This window comes from Streptomyces sp. NPDC093600 (genome assembly GCF_044764755.1).
Taxonomy (GTDB): domain Bacteria; phylum Actinomycetota; class Actinomycetes; order Streptomycetales; family Streptomycetaceae; genus Streptomyces.
Genome location: NZ_JBIWIU010000001.1, coordinates 927,017 through 946,358, shown reverse-complemented (window position 1 = coordinate 946,358; position 19,342 = coordinate 927,017). Strand labels below are relative to the sequence as shown.

Annotated in this window: 17 protein-coding genes and 2 tRNA genes; 7 read left to right on the top strand and 12 right to left on the bottom strand. The window is 71.7% G+C overall.

Annotation, left to right across the window (positions count from 1 at the left end):
- Positions 1 to 75: 75 nt before the first annotated feature.
- The 6 genes from ACIRB4_RS04630 to ACIRB4_RS04605 form a co-directional block, all read right to left on the bottom strand.
- Positions 76 to 1,356, bottom strand: coding sequence for an HD-GYP domain-containing protein (locus tag ACIRB4_RS04630; RefSeq protein ID WP_403288391.1), 1,281 nt, complete (start codon positions 1,354 to 1,356; stop codon positions 76 to 78).
- Positions 1,353 to 2,936, bottom strand: coding sequence for an HD-GYP domain-containing protein (locus ACIRB4_RS04625; protein WP_403288390.1), 1,584 nt, complete (start codon positions 2,934 to 2,936; stop codon positions 1,353 to 1,355). The genes ACIRB4_RS04630 and ACIRB4_RS04625 overlap by 4 nt, the downstream gene beginning before the upstream one ends.
- Positions 2,937 to 3,088: 152 nt before the next feature.
- Complete coding sequence (gene rsrA, locus ACIRB4_RS04620) at positions 3,089 to 3,388, bottom strand: mycothiol system anti-sigma-R factor (RefSeq protein ID WP_361436466.1); 300 nt, start codon at positions 3,386 to 3,388, stop codon at positions 3,089 to 3,091.
- Positions 3,385 to 4,041, bottom strand: coding sequence for a sigma-70 family RNA polymerase sigma factor (locus tag ACIRB4_RS04615; protein WP_352186978.1), 657 nt, complete (start codon positions 4,039 to 4,041; stop codon positions 3,385 to 3,387). Before ACIRB4_RS04615 ends, rsrA begins: the two co-directional genes overlap by 4 nt.
- A 252-nt stretch (positions 4,042 to 4,293) precedes the next feature.
- Positions 4,294 to 4,980 carry an alpha/beta family hydrolase gene (locus tag ACIRB4_RS04610; protein ID WP_403288389.1) on the bottom strand — a complete coding sequence of 229 codons (687 nt, stop codon included), beginning with the start codon at positions 4,978 to 4,980 and terminating at the stop codon, positions 4,294 to 4,296.
- Positions 4,981 to 5,026: 46 nt separating this feature from the next.
- Positions 5,027 to 5,842 (bottom strand): SOS response-associated peptidase, encoded by an 816-nt coding sequence (locus ACIRB4_RS04605; RefSeq protein WP_403288388.1) that lies wholly within the window; start codon positions 5,840 to 5,842, stop codon positions 5,027 to 5,029.
- Between the two features lie 51 nt (positions 5,843 to 5,893).
- Between ACIRB4_RS04605 and ACIRB4_RS04600 the strand changes: the two genes are divergently transcribed.
- The 4 genes from ACIRB4_RS04600 (at position 5,894) to ACIRB4_RS04585 (ending at position 9,370) form a co-directional block, all read left to right on the top strand.
- Positions 5,894 to 6,580, top strand: a complete 687-nt coding sequence (locus ACIRB4_RS04600) for a M50 family metallopeptidase (RefSeq protein ID WP_403288387.1) — start codon at positions 5,894 to 5,896, stop codon at positions 6,578 to 6,580.
- 28 nt (positions 6,581 to 6,608) lie between these two features.
- Positions 6,609 to 7,937 carry a 3-phosphoshikimate 1-carboxyvinyltransferase gene (aroA, locus tag ACIRB4_RS04595; protein ID WP_403288386.1) on the top strand — a complete coding sequence of 443 codons (1,329 nt, stop codon included), beginning with the start codon at positions 6,609 to 6,611 and terminating at the stop codon, positions 7,935 to 7,937.
- A 3-nt stretch (positions 7,938 to 7,940) separates the two neighbouring features.
- Entirely contained in the window at positions 7,941 to 8,954 is a 1,014-nt protein-coding gene (gene rsgA, locus ACIRB4_RS04590; protein ID WP_403288384.1) for a ribosome small subunit-dependent GTPase A, read from the top strand.
- 92 nt (positions 8,955 to 9,046) lie between these two features.
- A complete protein-coding gene (locus tag ACIRB4_RS04585; protein WP_403288383.1) occupies positions 9,047 to 9,370 on the top strand; it encodes a DMT family transporter in 324 nt (107 codons plus the stop codon).
- Here ACIRB4_RS04585 and ACIRB4_RS04580 read toward each other — a convergent pair.
- Positions 9,336 to 10,013 (bottom strand): TetR/AcrR family transcriptional regulator, encoded by a 678-nt coding sequence (locus tag ACIRB4_RS04580; RefSeq protein WP_403288382.1) that lies wholly within the window; start codon positions 10,011 to 10,013, stop codon positions 9,336 to 9,338. The genes ACIRB4_RS04585 and ACIRB4_RS04580 overlap by 35 nt on opposite strands.
- A 106-nt stretch (positions 10,014 to 10,119) precedes the next feature.
- Here ACIRB4_RS04580 and hisN point away from each other — a divergent pair, with 106 nt between their 5' ends.
- Together hisN and ACIRB4_RS04570 are read left to right on the top strand one after the other, a co-directional pair.
- Complete coding sequence (gene hisN / locus ACIRB4_RS04575; RefSeq protein WP_403288381.1) at positions 10,120 to 10,920, top strand: histidinol-phosphatase; 801 nt, start codon at positions 10,120 to 10,122, stop codon at positions 10,918 to 10,920.
- A gap of 145 nt (positions 10,921 to 11,065) precedes the next feature.
- Complete coding sequence (locus tag ACIRB4_RS04570) at positions 11,066 to 11,467, top strand: cyclic nucleotide-binding/CBS domain-containing protein (protein WP_403288380.1); 402 nt, start codon at positions 11,066 to 11,068, stop codon at positions 11,465 to 11,467.
- Between the two features lie 67 nt (positions 11,468 to 11,534).
- Here ACIRB4_RS04570 and ACIRB4_RS04565 read toward each other — a convergent pair whose 3' ends face one another.
- Positions 11,535 to 12,986, bottom strand: a complete 1,452-nt coding sequence (locus ACIRB4_RS04565) for a catalase (protein WP_403288378.1) — start codon at positions 12,984 to 12,986, stop codon at positions 11,535 to 11,537.
- 180 nt (positions 12,987 to 13,166) lie between these two features.
- Between ACIRB4_RS04565 and ACIRB4_RS04560 the strand changes: the two genes are divergently transcribed.
- A complete protein-coding gene (locus ACIRB4_RS04560) occupies positions 13,167 to 13,586 on the top strand; it encodes a Fur family transcriptional regulator (protein ID WP_403288377.1) in 420 nt (139 codons plus the stop codon).
- A gap of 143 nt (positions 13,587 to 13,729) precedes the next feature.
- On the opposite strand, the gene ACIRB4_RS04555 is transcribed toward ACIRB4_RS04560, so the two are convergent.
- The 4 genes from ACIRB4_RS04555 to ACIRB4_RS04540 form a co-directional block, all read right to left on the bottom strand.
- Positions 13,730 to 13,803: transfer RNA gene (locus ACIRB4_RS04555), tRNA-Met, on the bottom strand.
- Between the two features lie 58 nt (positions 13,804 to 13,861).
- Positions 13,862 to 15,883, bottom strand: coding sequence for a tetratricopeptide repeat protein (locus ACIRB4_RS04550; protein WP_403288376.1), 2,022 nt, complete (start codon positions 15,881 to 15,883; stop codon positions 13,862 to 13,864).
- Between the two features lie 208 nt (positions 15,884 to 16,091).
- Positions 16,092 to 16,165: transfer RNA gene (locus ACIRB4_RS04545), tRNA-Met, on the bottom strand.
- A gap of 51 nt (positions 16,166 to 16,216) precedes the next feature.
- Positions 16,217 to 19,213: a UPF0182 family protein gene (locus tag ACIRB4_RS04540; RefSeq protein WP_403288375.1), complete on the bottom strand. Its 2,997-nt coding sequence runs from the start codon at positions 19,211 to 19,213 to the stop codon at positions 16,217 to 16,219.
- Positions 19,214 to 19,342: the final 129 nt, after the last annotated feature.

Sequence of the window (19,342 nt, the reverse complement as noted above, 5' to 3'; positions counted from 1 at the left end):
CCCGCCTGCCGGTCGCTTCACCCTCTTGTTCGCATCCAACCATGCCCGGTTGGACGCGCGCTCATTACCCATGGGTTACCCAGGAGGGAGGGGGGTGACGCCGCCTCGTGCGAGGACTCTGGCCAGGGACTCCACCACCTCCGGATGGAAGTCGTGGGCGGTGCCGAGACGCAGGCGTTCCAGTGCTCTCAGGGCGCCGCCGGCCCTGCCCGCCGCGAGATCGTCGTACGCGTTGACGGTACGGACGATCCGGGCGGGCAGCGGCTGTTCCCGGTAGGGGTCCGCCTGCCGTTCCACGACCACGGCGACGGCCCGCGCGACGCCGGTCTGGCGCACCACGGCGCCCCCGAGGAGCGCTATCCGGCGCTGTTCCTCGGCCGGCAGGAGGGCCGTGGCGCCCTTGGGGACGGGGTCGACCAGGGAGAGCTGCCCGATGTCGTGCATGAGCGCGGCGTACTCCAGGACGGTCAGCTCGGGCCCGGACAGGCCCAGCTCGCGTCCGACGGCGGTGCTCAGGGCGGCGACCCTGCGGGCGTGGCCGGGCGGGGTGTAGCCGGCGATCTCGGTGGCGCGGGCGAGGGAGGCGATGGTCTGGCCGTTGGTGGTGCGCACGGCGGTGTAGCGGCGGAAGGAGACCTGGGTGAGCAGCAGCGGCACGCAGAAGACCGGCAGCGCCCACAGTCCCGCGGCGGCCACGCCGAGGGCCATGACGGCGCCGGTGGCGCAGACGGCGGAGCCGATGCCGATCAGGGCGCGCAGCTCGTCCCGGAGCAGCGGCCCGTAGGGGTGCCCGGTGCGGGCCCGGAGCATCAGGGCGGCGAGGACGGCGTCGCACAGGGCGGTGAGGAGGAGCAGGAGAAGCAGGAAGAGGGCGTAGGAGGAGCCCTGGCCGAGATGGCGGGTGACCCAGCCGCTGTTGTAGAGCGGCTGGAAGCAGAGGGCGGCGAAGCAGACGGTGAGGACGCGCCGGGCGAGGTGGTCGAGGTCGGGGCCCTTGTCCCGGGCCACGTGCGGCACGATGCCGACGAGCCCGCCGGCGACGACGACCGCGATGATCTGCGGTACGTCGTGGGTGCTGGGGCTGCCCCCGCTCTCGCCGAGCAGGGCGTACGCGAGCGCCCCGGCGGCGGCGAGCGGGGCGGGTTCCCTCCCCCGTAGCTCTTCGAGTACGGGGGGTACTCCCCGCTTTCGCGGAGTGCCCCAGCGGGCGAGCTCACCGAGGGCGATGAGGGCCCCGAAGGCGAGGGCGGTGCCGGGCTGGGCGACGCCGTACCAGAGCGTCGAGGCGAACCCGCCGGCGGTGAGCAGGAGCGCCGAGCCGTGGACGGCCCGGACGGTGGCCGTTCCGCCTCTCACCGGCGCCCCTTGGGCGCCCGGGTGCTCGGCACGGGCACGACGGGCGCGCCACCGGCACCGGGCGCCGGACCCTTACGGGGCCCCTCCCGCGTGCCGGGCGTCTCCCGCGTGCCGGGCGCCTGACCCTTACGGGGCGCCTCCCGGCCGCCGGGCGCCCCCCGGCTGCCAGGCGCCCCGCCCGAGCCGGACACGGCGCCCCCACCGGCCGCCTCGTCGCCGCCGGTCGTCGCCGGCGGGCGCGGCAGCGGGACGCCGTCGCCCGGCAGCGGGGCCTCGTCGGCGGTGACCGCCTTCTGCCAGCCGTGCCGGTCCAGGGCCCGTACCAGCGCCCGTACCATCCGCGGGTCGAAGTGGCTGCCCGCGCACCGCTCCAGCTCCGCCACCGCCGTCTCCACCGGCCGTGCGCGGCTGTAGCAGCGGGTCGACGTCATCGCGTCGAAGGCGTCGGCGACGGCGACCACGCGGGCGAACTCCGGGATCTGCTGCCCGGTGAGCCCGTAGGGGTACCCGCTGCCGTCCATCCGTTCGTGGTGGTGCAGGATCGCCGACCGCGCCTCCCCGAGGAAACCGATTCCCCGCACGATCTCGTGTCCGTACTCCGGATGGAGTTCGATGATCCGGCGCTCCTCCGGGGTCAGCGGGCCGTCCTTCCTCAGCACCCGCGTCGGCACCCCGAGCTTCCCGACGTCGTGGAGGATCCCGGCGAACCGCAGGATCTCCAGCCGCTCCTCCGCCATGCCGAGCTCACGGGCGATCAGCACCGAGGCGCGGCCGACCCGTTCACTGTGCCCGCGGGTGTAGCCGTCCTTGATGTCGACGGCCTGGACGAGGGCGCGGATCGTCGCCTGGTGGGCGGCCCGTTCGCGGTGGTACTGGGCGAACACCCAGCAGGAGATGTACATGGGGAGCAGGACGAAGAGCGCGGCGACGGGTCCGTACGTACTGAGCCAGAGCACCGCCATCATCAGTCCGGCGAGCCCGTGCACCGTGTGCGAGGCGAGCGCCCGGCCGAGAAGACCGCGCCAGGCGGTGCGCGCGGACACTCCTTCGGCGGTGGCCCGGATCCCGCCGTCCAGGGCGGTCAGGACCAGGCAGAAGGTGAGCGCGGAGGCGCCGGCCGGGACCAGCACGTAGGGGAAGTCGGGGGCGTGCGGGCCGCTGCCGAGGGCGTCGTCGCGGCGCAGGGCCCCGGCGACGAGTCCGGCGGCCCAGACCGCGATCACCAGCTGGGCCGCCCGCCAGGCCCGCCGTACCGCCGCCGGGGGCTGCTCCACCCGGGCGACGAGCGCTCCGGGCAGCGCGGTGAGCGCGGCCGCGGCGGGCGGCAGGAGCAGTGCGGCGGCCAGCAGGACGGGGAAGAAGGAGCCGGCGCCCATGAACAGCGAGCCGCCGAGCGCCCGGTTGAGGAGGCGGCAGCGGGCGGGCAGTTCGCAGACGGCGTACAGGGCGGCGAGCAGGACCACCGTGCTCCACGGGGTCTGCGCGCCGGGGCGCAGGGCGGGCGCGCAGCACAGGGCGGCGCCGAGCAGGGCGCAGCAGATGTACCCGCGTGCCGCTCGTGGAATCACCATCACGCCCATCACCCCGGCCACGCTAGCGAGTCGGGCGGCCCGGGGCGGCGAGGTGCGACGGATTCGCACCTTCGGGTGATACAAGCTGATATACGCACGAGGGCCACCGCGATCACATCGCGGCGGCCCTTTCCTCGGCGTCGGGCGTCACGCCCGCGGGGTCATTCCTGGGCGGTCGCCGTCACGTCCTGCTCGGGCACCGCCTGGCCCGAGCGGATCAGGTCGATCCGGCCCATCACCTTGGCCCGCAGATCGGTGGGCACGTCGTCGCTGCCGCAGCACCGCTTGACGAGCTTCTTCACCGCCTGCTCCAGGCCGTACTTCTCCAGGCACGGGGAGCACTCCTCGAAGTGCACCTCGAACTTGGTGCAGTCACTGTCGGGCATCTCGCGGTCGAGGAACTCGTAGAGATGATCCAGGACCTCTGAGCAGTCCGTCTCGTGCGGCTCTCCGCAGCTCATGAGCCCGAGCCTTTCAGATCGTTCGACGACTCTCCGGCGCCCGCGGGAACCAGCCCGCGGTCGCGGGCGTAGTCCTCGAGCATGCCGCGCAGCTGGCGGCGGCCCCGGTGCAGTCGGGACATCACCGTACCGATGGGTGTCCCCATGATGTCCGCGATCTCCTTGTACGCAAAGCCCTCTACGTCGGCGAGATAGACGGCGATGCGGAACTCCTCCGGGATCGCCTGGAGCGCTTCCTTGACGTCGGAGTCGGGGAGGTGGTCGAGAGCCTGGGACTCGGCGGACCGCAGACCGGTCGACATGTGCGACTCGGCGCGGGCGAGCTGCCAGTCCTCGATCTCCTCGGCGGCGCTGCGCTGGGGTTCACGCTGCTTCTTGCGGTACGAGTTGATGAAGGTGTTGGTGAGGATCCGGTACAGCCAGGCCTTCAGGTTCGTACCCTCGCGGAACTGGTGGAAGGAGCCGTACGCCTTGGCGTACGTCTCCTGCACCAGGTCCTCCGCGTCCGCGGGATTGCGCGTCATGCGCAGCGCGGCGGAGTACATCTGGTCGAGGTAGCCGAGGGCGTCCCGCTCGAAGCGCGCGTTGCGCTCCGCGGTCGTCTCCTCGGGGCCGTCGTCGGTCCCTGTGTCGGTCCCAGTGACCGGACCCACCTCCTCCAACGCTGCGGCGAACCCGAATGCGGACCCGCTCGTTTCGGAGGATAGACGAGGAACCGCTCCGCCCGCCGCCCGAATAGGGGCGACCCTGGCCGCGGGCAGCACCGTCCAGTCGAGGTCAGCGGCCTGCGGGCGTTCGGGGCAGATGGTCGAACCCATGCGACGGACTCCCTCTTCCTTTGCTCTCACACCGATGTCCGTCACAACAGAGGTCACGCGCTCGACATTCCCGGGCGGCGCCCGGGGTCACCGAAGTGATGTGGCCCACGTGGTGACTTCGGCGGTGATGAGGGCGAGGGTCTCGTCCTGGCCGACGGGGGCGCGCTTGGCGACGGCGAAGCCGTGATCGCCGTGGGGTACCTCGACGAGCGTGTACTCCCCTCCGTCTCCCCTCACCACCCGGGCACGGCCGTGCCCGGGGCGCGCCGCCTCGATCCCGGGGAACTCCTCGGGCCTGCCGAAGGGGTCGTTGCCGCCCTGGACGACGAGGGTGGGCAGGCCGGTGCCGAGGAGCTCCTCGGCGCGGGACCGTTCGGGCCTGCCGGGCGGATGGAGGGGGAAGCTCAGGGCGAGTACGGCGGCCGCGCCGAGCTCCGCGCCGGTGCGGCAGGCGACCCGGGCGCCGGCGCTGCGTCCGCCCGCGATCACCGGCAGGCCCGGCTTCGCGAGCGCCGGCCAGATCCCGCGCCACCCGGCGTCCAGGGTCTTCGGCGCGGGCGCGAGCTTCTTCCCGGCGACCCGCCAGGGCTGTTCGACGAGCGCCACGCTCACCCCGTGGGCGGGCAGCGCCTCGGCGAGGGCCACCAGGTCCCGTGCCTCGATCCCGCCCCCGGCGCCATGGCCGAGGGCGAGGACCGCCCAGGGCTTCTTCCCGGGGTGCCAGGTGATCCGCGCGTCCCCGGCCTCGGTCGATACGATCTCGCTCTTCGTCACGTCCCCATCCTGCCGCCCGGGGGCGCCGGGGCGTGGCAGCCCGGGGTCAGAAGAGCGTGCCGAGCTCCGGCCCCTCCAGCTCCTTCAGGAGTTCGGGCCCGTTGTTGCGGACGTCGCTGACCGCGGTCGCCACCGGGAACGCCCGCATCAGGCCCCCCGGCGGCGGCGCGAGGAGGGAGCGCAGCTCCTCCACGTCCGTCCTGCGCGGGTCCAGCCAGGCGTCCCAGTGGTCCGGGGTCAGCATGAGGGGCATCCGGGGGTGGATGTCGGCCAGGGAGCGGGGCCCCTCCGCCGGTGCGACGCCCAGCGGGTCCTTCGCCGCCTCCGTGGTGATGACCGAGCACGTCACCCACCACGCCGCCGGGTGGTCGTCGGGCAGCGTCCGGTCCCGCCAGAACTCGTAGAGGCCGGCCATCGCGAACACCGAGCCGTCCGCCGGGGTGACGAAGTACGGCTGCTTCCGCGGCCGCTTCTTCTTCCCCTCGACCTCCAGCTCCCGCTCGCCGGACCCGGTCACCCACTCGTAATAACCGTCGGCGGGCAGGATGCACCGGCGCGCGGAGAAGGCCCGCTTGAACGAGGGCTTGTCGTGCACCGTCTCCGCCCGCGCGTTGATCATCCGGGCGGCGCCCTCCGGTGTCTTCGACCAGGAGGGCACGAGGCCCCATTTCAGCGTGCGGAGCTGGCGAACCGGCCGGGGTGATTCCGCGTCTTTCAGAGGACGCTCCAGTACCGCGTGGACCTCTTTGGTGGGGGCCACGTTCCAGTCCGGAGCCAGGGTCTCCTCGGGCTCCCACTTCTCGACCCCGAAGAGACCGACCAGGTCCTCGGGCCGCCTGCTCGCCGCATACCTTCCGCACATACGTGCCACACTGCCACGATCCACGTCCGCTCCGAGGAGGCCGTCCAGAAAATGACCGAAGTCCTCGGCACCCAGCCCGCCCCCGAGCAGTGGCTGGTGCTCGTCACCGCGGTGGCCGCGCTCGCCGTCGTCGTCCCCCGGATGGCCTGGCGGCTGTCGCGCAACGCGATCACCATCGCCCACGAGGGCGGCCACGGTCTGATCGCCCTGGTCACCGGCCGCCGGCTCCAGTCCATCCGGCTGCACTCCGACACCAGCGGCCTGACCGTCTCGCGCGGCCGTCCGACGGGCATCGGGATGATCCTGACGGCGGCCGCCGGCTACACCGCCGCCCCGCTGCTCGGCCTCGGCGGCGCCTGGCTGCTCGCCGACCACCGGATCACCCTGCTGCTGTGGGTGGCGACCGCGCTGCTGCTGGCCCTGCTGGTGATGGTCCGCAACGTGTACGGGATCTTCACCGTCCTCCTGACGGGCGGGGCCTTCCTCCTGGTCTCCTGGCTGACCGGGCCGGACGTCCAGTCGGCGTTCGCGTACGCCGTCGTCTGGTTCCTGCTGATCGGCGGGGTCCGGCCGGTCTTCGAGCTCCAGCGCAAGAGGCGCCACGGAGGCGCGCCGGACTCCGACGTCGACCAGCTCGCCCGCCTCACGCACGCGCACGCGGCGATGTGGCTCTTCCTCTTCCACGCGGTCTCGATCTGTTCCCTGATCGGCGGAGGCCGCTGGCTGCTGGGGCTGTAGTCGGCGGGGCCCCACTAAAGTGAGGGGCATGACCGAACGCTCCGAGCACACCGACCTTTCCACCGACCTCTGGCCCGCCCCGTACGCGAGCGGAGCAGTCGACGCGACCGTCACCGTGCCCGGGTCCAAGTCGGTCACCAACCGCGGCCTGGTCCTCGCCGCGCTCGCCGCCGAGCCGGGCTGGCTGCGCCGCCCGCTGCGCTCCCGCGACACGCTGCTGATGGCGGAGGCGCTGCGCACGCTGGGCGTCCGTATCGAGGAGGGCGTGGGCCCGGACGGTACGGGCGAGGCCTGGCGGATCATTCCGGCCACGCTGCGCGGCCCGGCGACCGTGGACGTCGGCAACGCCGGGACGGTCATGCGCTTTTTGCCGCCGGTCGCCGCGCTCGCCGACGGGCCGGTGCACTTCGACGGCGACGCCCGTTCGCACGAGCGGCCGCTCCATGGCGTGATCGACGCGCTGCGGGTGCTGGGCGCCCGGGTCGAGGACGACGGCCGCGGCGCGCTGCCGATGACCGTGCACGGCGGTGGCGCCCTGGAGGGCGGCCCGGTGGAGATCGACGCCTCCTCGTCCTCGCAGTTCGTCAGCGCCCTGCTGCTCTCGGCACCCCGCTTCAACCAGGGGGTGGAGGTACGCCATGTCGGTGCGAAGCTGCCGTCCCTCCCGCACATCCGGATGACCGTCGACATGCTGCGGCTGGTCGGCGCCCAGGTCGACGAGCCGGAGACGGGCGGCGAGCCGAACGTGTGGCGGGTCTCCCCCTCGGCGCTGCTCGGCCGTGACCTGACGGTGGAGCCTGACCTGTCCAACGCCCAGCCGTTCCTGGCCGCGGCCCTGGTCACCGGCGGCCGGGTCACCGTCCCGGACTGGCCGGCCCGCACCACCCAGCCCGGTGACGCGCTGCGTGAGATCTTCACCGAGATGGGTGGCTCCTGCGAGCTGACCGACGCCGGGCTGACCTTCACGGGCACGGGCCGGATCCACGGCATCGACGTCGACCTGGGCGAGGTCGGCGAGCTGACCCCCGGCATCGCGGCGGTCGCGGCGCTGGCCGACTCCCCGTCCACGCTGCGCGGCGTCGCCCATCTGCGGCTCCACGAGACGGACCGCCTCGCGGCGCTCACCAAGGAGATCAACGAGCTCGGCGGCGATGTGACGGAGACCGAGGACGGTCTGCACATCCGCCCGCGCCCGCTGCACGGCGGTGTCTTCCGCACGTACCACGACCACCGGATGGCGACGGCGGGCGCGATCATCGGTCTCGCGGTCGAGGGTGTGCAGATCGAGAACGTGGCCACGACGGCCAAGACGTTGCCGGACTTCCCGACGATGTGGACCGAAATGCTCGGAGTCTGAGCCATGCGGCGTTACGGGAAGCACACCGACGAGGACGACATCCGCCAGCGGCCCAACCGCAAGGGCAACCGTCCGCGCACCAGCATCCGCCCGAAGCACGAGGACGCGGTCGAGGGCATGGTCCTCACCGTCGACCGGGGCCGGCTCACCGTACTGGTGGACGACCGGGTCGTGATGGCGATGAAGGCGCGCGAGCTGGGCCGCAAGGCCGCGGTCGTCGGGGACCGGGTCTCCCTGGTGGGCGATCTGTCGGGCGAGAAGGACACGCTGGCCCGCATCGTCCGCATCGGTGAGCGCAGCTCCGTCCTGCGCCGCACGGCCGACGACGACGATCCGTTCGAGCGGGTGGTGGTCGCCAACGCCGACCAGCTGGCGATCGTCACCGCGCTCGCCGATCCCGAGCCGCGGCCGCGGTTGATCGACCGCTGTCTGGTGGCCGCGTACGACGGCGGTCTCACCCCGCTGCTCGTGCTGACGAAGTCGGATCTGGCGAAGCCGGACCAGCTGCTGGAGATGTACGGCGCGCTCGGCGTGCCGTATGTGGTGACCACGCGCGACGAGTTCGTGGACGGGGTCGCGGCGGAGCGGGTCCACGAGCACCTCAAGGGCCGCACCACCGCGTTCGTCGGGCATTCGGGCGTCGGGAAGACGACGCTGGTCAACGCCCTGGTGCCGGAGGACAGGCGCCGGTCCACCGGCCATGTCAACGCCGTCACGGGCCGTGGCCGGCACACCACCACCTCGGCACTCGCGCTGCCGCTGGACGACCCGGCCGGTGGCTGGGTGATCGACACTCCGGGTGTGCGTTCCTTCGGGCTGAACCATGTCGACCCGTCCCGGGTGATCCTGGCCTTCCCCGACCTCGTGCCGGGCACGGAGAACTGCCCGCGGGCCTGCAGCCATGACGAGCCGGAGTGCGCGCTGGACGCGTGGGTGGCGGAGGGGCACGCGGATCCGGCGCGGCTGTACTCACTGCGGCGACTGCTCGCCACCCGCGAGCGACGCGAGGGCGACTGAGTCACGCCCGTTCGCGGTCGACCGCCGTGGGTAAGTGCATAATCGCACCGAGTGGGGCGAAGCAGTCACCGACGGCGTGGGAGGCACTGACGATGGCGTGGCTGCTGGTGGTGCTCGCCGGGATCCTGGAGACGGGGTTCGCGGTCTGCCTGAAGCTGTCGCACGGTTTCACCCGGCTCTGGCCGACCCTCGCCTTCGCGGTCTTCGCCCTGGGCAGCTTCGGCCTGCTGACCCTGTCGCTGAAGAAGCTGGACGTCGGCCCGGCGTACGCGGTGTGGACCGGGATCGGCGCGGCCGGTACGGCGATCTACGGAATGGTCTTCCTGGGGGACGTCGTCTCCACGCTCAAGATCGTCTCGATCACGCTGGTGATCTGCGGCGTCATCGGTCTCCAGCTCTCGGGTTCGTCCCACTGACGGACTGCCCGCCGACGGACTGCCCGCCGAGGGACTGCCGCACCCGCATCCGGGCCAGTTCCTCGCGTACCAGGAAGAGGGGATCGGCCGGATCCCCCGGCGCGACGACGCTCGACAGGGTGAGGCGCAGGACGATCTCGCAGGAGCGCAGCGTCTCGGCCCCGCCGCCGGCGGGCCATGCCGCGCCCAGCGCGGCGGCGGCCCGGTCCCTGGCCTGACCGAGCAGTTCGGCGGGGGTCGGCGTGCCCGCGTCGGCGCGCCGTTGGGCGGGGACGGCGGCGGCCCGGGAGCGGGCTCCGGCCGGGCGGGGCATGGGGAGGCGTTCGCCCCAGCAGCCGGTGAGCAGCGCGCGCAGCAGCGGGCGGGCCCGGGCCTGGGCCAGGGTCCACTCGGCGACGGTGACCAGGTTCCGCTCGGGTGGCGCCGGCACGGCGAGCAGTCGCTCGACGCCCTGGAGGTACGCGTCGGCCTCGCGTCGCACCAGGGCGCGGGCCAGGCCCTCCTTGCTGCCGAACTCGTTGTAGAGCGTCTGCCGGGAGACCCCGGCGGCCGAGGCGACGTCGACCATCCGGACGGCGGACCAGGGCAGCGTCGAGAGGGCCGTGAGCGCGGCGCCGAGCAGGGCCTCACGGGCAGTCGGCATCGTCGCCTCCCGGCCAGAACGGTTCTGCGCTCAGCGTTGACGGGCGACCACGCACTGTCAAGGGCTCTCGTGTGACCACGTGTCTTCGGGGGATAGAGTTTCGACCATGGCCGATTACCACGATGATCTGCGTCTCGCCCACGTTCTCGCGGATGCCGCCGACGCGGCCACCATGGACCGGTTCAAGGCGCTCGACCTCAAGGTCGAGACGAAGCCGGACATGACGCCGGTGAGCGAGGCGGACAAGGCCGCGGAGGAGCTGATCCGCGGCCAGCTGCAGCGGGCCCGGCCGCGCGACGCGATCCTCGGCGAGGAGTACGGCGTGGAGGGCACGGGCCCCCGCCGCTGGGTGATCGACCCGATCGACGGCACCAAGAACTACGTCCGCGGGGTGCCCGTCTGGGCGACCCTGATCGCGCTGATGGAGGCCGGCGACACCGGTTTCCAGCCGGTGGTGGGCGTGGTCTCCGCTCCGGCGCTCGGCCGCCGCTGGTGGGCGGCGAAGGGTGCGGGCGCGTACACCGGCCGCAGCCTGACGTCGGCGACCCGTATGCACGTCTCGAAGGTCGGGGACCTGGCGGACGCCTCCTTCGCGTACTCCTCGCTGAGCGGTTGGGAGGAGCGGGGCCGGCTGGAGGGCTTCCTCGACCTCACGCGCGCGTGCTGGCGGACCCGGGCGTACGGCGACTTCTGGCCGTACATGATGGTCGCCGAGGGCGCGGTCGACATCTGCGCCGAACCGGAGCTGTCCCTGTGGGACATGGCCGCGACGGCGATCGTGGTGCAGGAGGCGGGCGGCACCTTCACCGGTCTGGACGGTCAGCACGGTCCGCACAGCGGCAACGCGGCGGCGTCGAACGGACTCCTCCACGGCGAACTGCTGAGTTACCTGAACCAGAAGGGCTGATCGCCTCGGGCGCCCCCAAGGCGCCTTGCACGCCCCCTTGTTGGGTCCGCTCCCCGATGCCACTCTGAGAGTCCCCCCACTTGTGAACTTGTGAATCGGTTCTCGTTGAAGGCGGAACCTGTTCGCCAAGGAGGTGGCTCCATCCATGCTCGTCCGTGACGCCATGAGCGCGTTGGCCCTGACCCTCGGACCCGCCCACACCCTCCGGCAGGCGGCCCGGCTGATGTCGGCCCGCCGCGTCGGCGCGGCCATAGTCCTGGACACCGACACCAGCGGGCTCGGCATCCTCACCGAGCGCGACATCCTCAACTCGATCGGCGCGGACCAGAACCCCGACCTGGAGACCGTCGGAGCGCACACCACCAACAACGTCGTCTTCGCGGCGCCGACCTGGACCCTGGAGGAGGCCGCGGCGGCCATGACGCACGGCGGGTTCCGCCATCTCGTCGTGCTCGACGAGGCGGGGCCGGTCGGCATCGTCTCGGTGCGCGACATCATCCGGTGCTGGACCCCCGCGCTGCGGAGCGCGCCCTCGCTGGCCGGATAGCCTCGGACAACGCGAGAGGGCCGGACTCCCGTACGGGAGCCCGGCCCTCTTTCTACGACAAGCGTCCTCAGCCGCGCAGGGCCTGGACCGCGGCCTCGAGCCGCTTGCCGAAGTCACCGTCCGCCTGGCGGAAGTTGTTGATCGCCCGCTCGGCGATGTCGTCACGCGACACCTTGGCGATGAAGCCCGCCAGGTTGTCGATGAGACGACCCTTCTCGTCCTCGGACATCAGGCGGTAGAGGTTCCCCGCCTGGACGAAGTCGTTGTCCTCCGAGTGGATCGGAGCGGCGTGGTCGCCGGTCATACCCGTCACCGGGACCGGCTGCCACAGCGGGCGGTCGATCTGGTGCGGGCCGCCGAAGGAGTTCGGCTCGTAGTTCTTCGCGCCCTTGTGGCGGCCGTCGTACAGGAAGCCGTCACGGGAGTGGGTGCGCGCCTCGGTGGCGTGCGGGCGGTTCACCGGCAGGTGGTCGGCGTTGATGCCGACGCGGTAGCGGTGGGCGTCGCCGTAGGCGAAGAGACGGCCCTGGAGCATCTTGTCCGGGGACGGGCCGATGCCGGGCACGAAGTGCGCGGGGCTGAAGATCGACTGCTCGACCTCGGCGAAGATGTTCTCCGGGTTGCGGTTGAGCTCCAGCTTGCCGATCTCGATCGGCGGGTAGTCCGCGTGCGGCCACACCTTGGTGAGGTCGAACGGATTGAAGCGGTAGGTGGCCGCCTCGGCCGCCGGCATGATCTGGACCTGCACGGTCCAGCTCGGGAAGTCACCGCGCTCGATGGCCTCGCGCAGGTCGCGCTGGTGGCTGTCCGGGTCCTCACCGGCGAGCTTGTTGGCCTCGTCCTGGGTGAGGTTCTTGATGCCCTGGTCGGTCTTGAAGTGGTACTTGACCCAGAAGACCTCGCCGGCCTCGTTGTTCCACTGGAAGGTGTGCGAGCCGAAGCCGTCCATGTGGCGGTACGAGGCGGGAATGCCGCGGTCACCGAAGAGCCAGGTCACCTGGTGCGTCGACTCGGGCGAGAGGCCCCAGAAGTCCCAGACGTTGTCCGCCTCCTGCGAGCCCGTGTACGGGTCGCGCTTCTGGGTGTGGATGAAGTCCGGGAACTTGATGGCGTCCCTGATGAAGAACACCGGGGTGTTGTTGCCGACGAGGTCGTAGTTGCCCTCTTCGGTGTAGAACTTCAGCGCCCAGCCGCGCGGGTCGCGCACCGCGTCGGCCGCGCCGAGGTTGCCGGCGACGGTGGAGAAGCGCAGGAACGTCTCGGTCTGCTTGCCGACCTCGGAGAGGAACTTGGCACGCGTCCACTGCGAGACGTCACGGGTGACCGTGAAGGTGCCGTAGGCGCCCGCACCACGCGCGTGGACGACGCGCTCCGGGATGCGCTCACGGTTGAAGTGGGCGAGCTTCTCGAGGAGGAGCTGGTCCTGGACGAGGACGGGACCGCCGACGCCCGCCGTCTCGCTGTTCTGGTTGTCGGCGACCGGCGCTCCGGCCTCCGTGGTGAGCGGTCCCTGCGTCACGTGCGCCTCCTGCGTCAATTCCTGCAAGTCCTGTCCTTCGGCCGACTCGCCCGGTCACACACCCCGGGAACACTTGGCCAATGCCGAGTTCGATCCTACGATAGACATTGTCTAAGTCAAGTGAACTTCCAAAGTCACACCCATTCGGGATGCGGATCCCATGACTGTTAGGCTGGTCCTATGAGTGACCTGTTGGAACGACTGCGCGGCCGCGGCTGGCGGATGACCGCGCAGCGCCGCGTCGTGGCCGAGGTCCTCGACGGGGATCATGTGCACCTGACCGCCGACGAGGTCCACGCGCGCGCTGTGGAGAGGCTGCCGGAGATCTCCCGGGCCACCGTGTACAACACGCTGGGCGAGATGGTCACGCTCGGCGAGGTCATGGAGGTCGCGACGGACGGCCGCGCCAAGCGGTACGACCCGAACGCGCACCGCCCGCACCAGCACCTGATCTGCGGCCGCTGCGGCGCGATCCGTGACGTACACCCGGCGGGCAACCCGCTGGCGGACCTCCCGGACACGGAGCGCTTCGGCTTCACGATCTCCGATGTCGAGGTCACGTACCGGGGCATCTGCCCGAACTGCGCCGCCTCCGCCTGAGACGCGCCCTCGGCCCGAGACGACGAGAAGCCCCCACCGCGGTGGGGGCTTCTTCCATGCCCGGCCCGAGCACCGGGCGCGCACGGCACGCATGACGAAGGCCCGGATCCAGTGACTGGATCCGGGCCTTCGTCGCTACTGAGTAGCGGGGACAGGATTTGAACCTGCGACCTCTGGGTTATGAGCCCAGCGAGCTACCGAGCTGCTCCACCCCGCGTCGGTGAACCCAACCTTACGGGACGCCCACGACCAGCGCAAATCCCTTCCGCGCCGCCCTACGCGGTGAGCTCCTGGTGCAGCGCCTCGCTCAGGCGGGCGGCCCGCTCGGCGACCTCCGCGGGGCCCAGCTCCACCGCGCGGGCGCACCAGCGGCGCCCCTCGGTCAGCTCGCCCCGCCGCGCCGCGAGCAGCGCGAGGCGCAGGGCGGCGCGGCCGTGTCCGGCGCGGGCCGCGCGGGTCCACCACAGGGCCGCCTCGCGCTCGCTGCCCTCGCGGGCGAGGAGCAGACCGAGGTTGAAGGCGCCGTTACGGCTGCCGGCCTCCGCCGCCTCGCGGTACCAGTGCGCCGCCTCCGCCACGTCACCGCGCGCGGCGGCGAGCATGCCGACCCGGACCTGGGCGCGCCGGTGCCCCTGCTGGGCGGCCCGCTCGTACCACTCCTCGCACTCGCTCTTCTCCTCGCGCGAGGCGCCGAGCGCGGGCGGTCCCGGCTCGGGCCGGCGCGCGTCGAGGACCGTGGCGAGCCGGAACGCGGCCTCGGGGCTGCCCCCGCCCGCCGCGCACCGCAGGTAGCGCTCGGCGGACTGCTCGTCGCCGTCCCGCAGACAGGCGATGCCGACCTGGAGGGCGGCCTCGGTGTGCCCCGCTGCGGCGGCGCGTTCGTACCACCGCAGCGCCGTACGGTCGTCGTCGCGACCCGCGTAGAGGATGCCGAGGTTGAAGGCGGCGTCGACGCTGCCCGCCTCGGCCGCCTTGGAGAACCACGGCTCGGCGCCGCCGGCGTCACCGGCCTGCAGGAGCAGCACGGCGAGCGCGTTGGCGGCCTCGCGGTGACCGGCGTAGGCGGCGCGGCGGTACCACTGCTCGGCCTGCTGGGTGCGGTCCTGGGCGGCGCAGAGCAGCCCGAGGTTGTACGCCCCGTTCACATCCCCGGCATCCATCGCGGCGCGGTACCAGCGCTCGGCCGTCTGCTGCTCGCCCCGGGCGGCGTGCAGGGCGCCCAGCGCGTTGGCGGCGTTGCCGTCGCCGTCCTGGGCGGCGCGCAGCCACCACACGGCGGCGCTCTCCTCGTCACCGGCGTCCCGCAGCAGGAACCCGAGCGCGCAGGCGGCCTTGGCCTCGCCCGCCTTGGCGGAGCTGAGGTACCAGCGGCCGGCCTCCTTGAGCTCGCCCCGCTTCTCCAGGATCGCGCCGAGGTGGAGGGCGGCCCGCCGGTGACCGCGCGCGGCGGCCTGCCGGAACCACTGCTCGGCCTCGGCCAGGTCGTCCCCGGGGGGCACGGTGCCGACGGCCCCGGTCCCGGTACGGGCGGCGGGGCGGGCGGCCTCGTCCGGGCGCTCACCGGTGGCCGCGTTCGGGCCCGCGCCGGCTCCCTCGTCCGTACGGCGGTCGGTGCCGGCGCCCGCGCCGATGCCGTGCGGGGCCGTGGCGGCCCCCGTGACGGGGCCTCCGGCCGCGCCGGCGGCGCGGCGCTCCAGGGTGCGGGCGAGCCGGTAGGCGGCCTCGCGGTGGCCGCGCTCGGCGGCGGCGCGGAGCCAGCGCTCGGCCCCGACGTCGCTGCGGTGCTCCAGGAGGTCGGCAAGGGCGTACGCGCCCAGGGCGTGGCCCTGCTCGGCGGCCTGGCGCAGCCAGTACTCGGCGGCCGGTTCGTCCCCGCGCTCGCGGTGGTGGCGGCCGAGCGCGTGGGCGGCGGCGGCGGAGCCCGCCACGGCGGCGACGCGCCACCAGCCGGCGGCCTCGTCCGCGTATCCGCGCTGGTGCAGCAGCACCCCCAGGTTGTTCGCCGCGGCGCGGTCCCCCTCGGCCGTGGCTCCGCGCAGATACGGCTCGGCGCCGTCCAGGTCCCCGCGGCGCAGCAGCAGCGCGCCGAGCACGCTCATCGACGCGGCGTCGCCGTTCTCGGCGGCGCGGCGGTGACGCGCCTCGGTCTCGGTCTCGGTCTCGGTCTCGGCGGTGGTGTCGACGGCCGCATCGACGGCTCCCGCGGCCTCGATGATGTCATCCGCGGCATTCTTGGCGTGCCGCTGCACAAACCGCCCTGTCTCCAACAGAGTTGCCCTGTCCCCCATAAATCCCATCGTCGCACCACCCGCAACGCGCGTACACCTGGTATACCGCAGCCAGTGAGGTCACTTCAGCGTTTTGTCGACATGCCCACAGAGAGATAAGTCAAACACGTCTCGCCCCAACTAGCCCTCAACCGCGCGCTCTTCGGGGCGCGTGGCGGACCACCGGAACATGACGAGGGCCCGGATCCAGTGAATGGATCCGGGCCCTCGTCTTCAGTAGCGGGGACAGGATTTGAACCTGCGACCTCTGGGTTATGAGCCCAGCGAGCTACCGAGCTGCTCCACCCCGCGTCGTTGTTCCTCAAAGGTACCACGACGCGGGGTGGCGCCTGACCAGGCCTCTCAGCCGCTCGGCGGGCTCGCGCTGCTGGACGGTGTCGTCCCCGGCTTGGGGGCGCCACCCGCCGGCTTGTCCGCCGGCTTCTGGTCCGCCGGCTTGTCGGCCGGCTTCTGATCCGACTTCAGCTTGGCCCCCGCCTCCGCGGCCTGCTGGAGCGCCCGCTGGAGGGCGTCCTGGGCCTTGCCGTAGGCCGCCCAGTCCTGCTTCGCCAGCGCGGCCTCTCCGTCGTTGTACGCCTTCTGCGCGTCGGCGATCGCCTTCTTCAGCGCCTCGTCGTTCGTGCTCGGCGTCGTCGGCGGGGTCGTTCCCGGCTGCTCCGGCTGCGGCGGCGTCACACCCTCGACTCCGAAGACCTTGTTCAGCGCCTCGGTGAGGTTGTTCTCGAACACCGTGGTGTCCTTGGTGGTGTCACCGTCCGGCTGATCGGCGTCCACGTACGACACCGCGACCTTCTTCAGCAGCGGGTAGAGCGCGTTGCGGCCCTGGGCGTACACCGGCTCGACGTAGAGGAAGCCTCCGTCCAGCGGCACGGTGAGGAGGTTGCCGTACTGGATGTCGGAGTCGGCGCCTCTCATGTCCCGGACGAACTGGGCCACTTCGGGCAGGCCGTTGAGCTTGCTCTGCACCTGGGCCGGGCCCGGCACTTCCGAGGTCACCCTCAGCAGCTTTATGCGGCCGTAGTCCTTGCTGCCGGCCTCCGCGTCGACCGCCATGAAGCCGCCCAGGTTGGGCCGCCCGTTCGGGGTGAACGTCGTCGTCAGCGAGAACCGCTGGTCCGTCTCCCCGGGCATCTTCATGCTCAGGTAGTACGGCGGGACGGCGTTGCCCTCCTTGGTGGTCGGGTCGTCCGGCACCTGCCAGGCGTCCGAGCCGCTGTAGAACTGCGCCGGGTTGGTGACGTGGTACCGGGTGAGCAGCTCGCGCTGGACCTTGAACATGTCCTGCGGGTAGCGCAGGTGCTGCATCAGGTCCGGCTTGATCGCCTCACGCGGCTCCACGGTGTCCGGGAACGCCTTCATCCAGGTCTTGAGGACCGGGTCCTCCTTGTCCCACTGGTAGAGGGTCACCGTGCCGTCGTACGCGTCGACGGTGGCCTTCACCGAGTTGCGGATGTAGTTGACCTGGTTCTGCTGGGCGACCACCGCGCGCTGCTGGTTGCCGACCGTCAGCGCGTCGGCCGTGGTCTCGCCGAGCGTCGTGCGCGACGCGTACGGGTAGCCGTTGGTGGTCGTGTACGCGTCGACGATCCACTGGATCCGGCCTCCGACGACCGCCGGGTAGGCGTCACCGTCGATGGTCAGCCAGGGCGCGACCGCCTCGACGCGCTCCTTGGGCGTGCGGTTGTACAGGATCCGCGAGCCCTCGCCGATGGCTCCCGAGTAGAGGATCTGCGGCTCGCTGAACGCGACGGCGTAGGCGGCGCGGTTGAAGGCGTTGGAGAGGTTGACCCCGCTGTTGCCTTCGTAGCTGGTGGTCTTCTCGCCGTTCTCCTCGTAGTCCAGCTCCTTCTGCGGGCCGCCGACGATCGAGTACTGGTCCGTCTTCTCGCCGTAGTAGATCCGCTGCTCGTACGTGCCGAGCTCGCCGGTGGTCGGCAGCCCGGACTCGGTGAAGATCGGGGAGCCGTTGGCGTCCGTCTGCGTGCCCGTGGCCATGATGGCGCCGTAGCCGTGGGTGTACGTGAAGTGGTCGTTGATCCAGTTCCGCTTCGGGATGCCCTTGATGTTCAGCTCACGCAGGCCGACGACCGTGTCCTTGCCCTTGTAGCGGTCGATGTCGAGCGTGGTCGGGAACTGGTAGTACTTCCGCTTCTGCTCCAGCTGCTGGAACGTCGGCGACACGATGTTCGGGTCGAGGACGCGGTAGCTCGCCGCCGTCTCGGAGTCCGAGCGGAGCGTGCCCTTGTCCTTGACCGTGGACTTGCCGGAGTAGTTCTCCGGCTTCGTCTGGTCGATGTCGTACGCCTTGCGCGTCGCGTCGATGTTCTTCTGGATGTACGGCGCTTCCTTGGCCTGCTCGTTCGGCTGGACCTGGAACTTCTGCACGATGGCCGGGTACAGGCCGCCGATCAGGATCGCCGAGAGCACCATCAGGCCGAAGCCGATCACCGGCAGCTGCCAGGTGCGCCGCCAGAGCGTCGCGAAGAACAGCACGGCGCAGATGGCCGCGATGCAGAAGAGGATCGTCTTCGCCGGCAGATAGGCGTTGGCGTCGACGTACCGCAGCCCCGTCCAGTTGCCGGCCGCCTTGAAGTCGCTGGACTTCACGGCGAGGCCGTACCGGTCGAGCCAGTACGCCACGGCCTTCAGCGACACGAAGACGCCGAGCAGCACCGACAGGTGGCCGGTCGCGGCGGCGGTGGCGCGGGCGCCGGGGCTGGTGACGCGCAGGCCGCCGTACAGATAGTGGGTCAGCGCGGCGGCGATGAGCGAGAGCACGGTCGCGGCGAAGCCGAAGGCGAGCAGGAAGCGGTACCAGGGCAGGTCGAAGGCGAAGAACGACACGTCGAGACCGAACTGCGGGTCCTTCTGCCCGAACGGGACGCCGTTCACCCACAGCAGCCAGGTCCGCCACTGTCCGGAGGCCGAGGCGCCGGCGATCAGGCCCACCAGGGCCGAGATCGCCAGGAGCACCCACTTCTTGTAGGGAGCCAGGCCCATCCGGTACCGGTCGAGGCTCTGCTGCTCCAGCGACATGGCGCTGAGCGGCGGCCGCAGCCGGTGCGCCAGCCAGATGTTCAGGCCGACGGCGAGGCTCATGAGGAGACCGAAGACCAGGAACAGGCCGATCTTGGTCCACAGGGTGGTGGTGAACACGGACGAGTAGGCGACGGAGCGGTACCAGAGCCAGTCCGTCCAGAACCCGGCGAACATGACGAACGCCATGGCCAGCACGGCCAGCACGCCCAATGTCATCAGCAGGGTGCGGGCCCGCCGGGACGGCCGGCCGACTCTGATCCTTGGCCCGGACGGGCCTCCGCCGCCTCCGCGGTCCGGCATCTGGAAAGCCAACGTGCGCCCCTCGAGGTTGATGCGTCGATAAGCAGGCCCCGCGATCGTAGAGCCCACTGATGCAACTTACTGAAGCTTTACCTAGTTCCCGTCTTCGGGGCACGAGGAGGCAGGATG

Bases quoted from the DNA above. Each gene is read 5' to 3' on its own strand.
- ACIRB4_RS04625 (WP_403288390.1), bottom strand. From the start codon at position 2,936: ATGGGCGTGATGGTGATTCCACGAGCGGCACGCGGGTACATCTGCTGC.
- rsrA (WP_361436466.1), bottom strand. From the start codon at position 3,388: ATGAGCTGCGGAGAGCCGCACGAGACGGACTGCTCAGAGGTCCTGGAT.
- ACIRB4_RS04605 (WP_403288388.1), bottom strand. From the start codon at position 5,842: ATGTGCGGAAGGTATGCGGCGAGCAGGCGGCCCGAGGACCTGGTCGGT.
- ACIRB4_RS04600 (WP_403288387.1), top strand. From the start codon at position 5,894: ATGACCGAAGTCCTCGGCACCCAGCCCGCCCCCGAGCAGTGGCTGGTG.
- aroA (WP_403288386.1), top strand. From the start codon at position 6,609: ATGACCGAACGCTCCGAGCACACCGACCTTTCCACCGACCTCTGGCCC.
- rsgA (WP_403288384.1), top strand. From the start codon at position 7,941: ATGCGGCGTTACGGGAAGCACACCGACGAGGACGACATCCGCCAGCGG.
- ACIRB4_RS04585 (WP_403288383.1), top strand. From the start codon at position 9,047: ATGGCGTGGCTGCTGGTGGTGCTCGCCGGGATCCTGGAGACGGGGTTC.
- ACIRB4_RS04580 (WP_403288382.1), bottom strand. From the start codon at position 10,013: ATGCCGACTGCCCGTGAGGCCCTGCTCGGCGCCGCGCTCACGGCCCTC.
- hisN (WP_403288381.1), top strand. From the start codon at position 10,120: ATGGCCGATTACCACGATGATCTGCGTCTCGCCCACGTTCTCGCGGAT.
- ACIRB4_RS04570 (WP_403288380.1), top strand. From the start codon at position 11,066: ATGCTCGTCCGTGACGCCATGAGCGCGTTGGCCCTGACCCTCGGACCC.
- ACIRB4_RS04560 (WP_403288377.1), top strand. From the start codon at position 13,167: ATGAGTGACCTGTTGGAACGACTGCGCGGCCGCGGCTGGCGGATGACC.
- ACIRB4_RS04550 (WP_403288376.1), bottom strand. From the start codon at position 15,883: ATGGGATTTATGGGGGACAGGGCAACTCTGTTGGAGACAGGGCGGTTT.
- ACIRB4_RS04540 (WP_403288375.1), bottom strand. From the start codon at position 19,213: ATGCCGGACCGCGGAGGCGGCGGAGGCCCGTCCGGGCCAAGGATCAGA.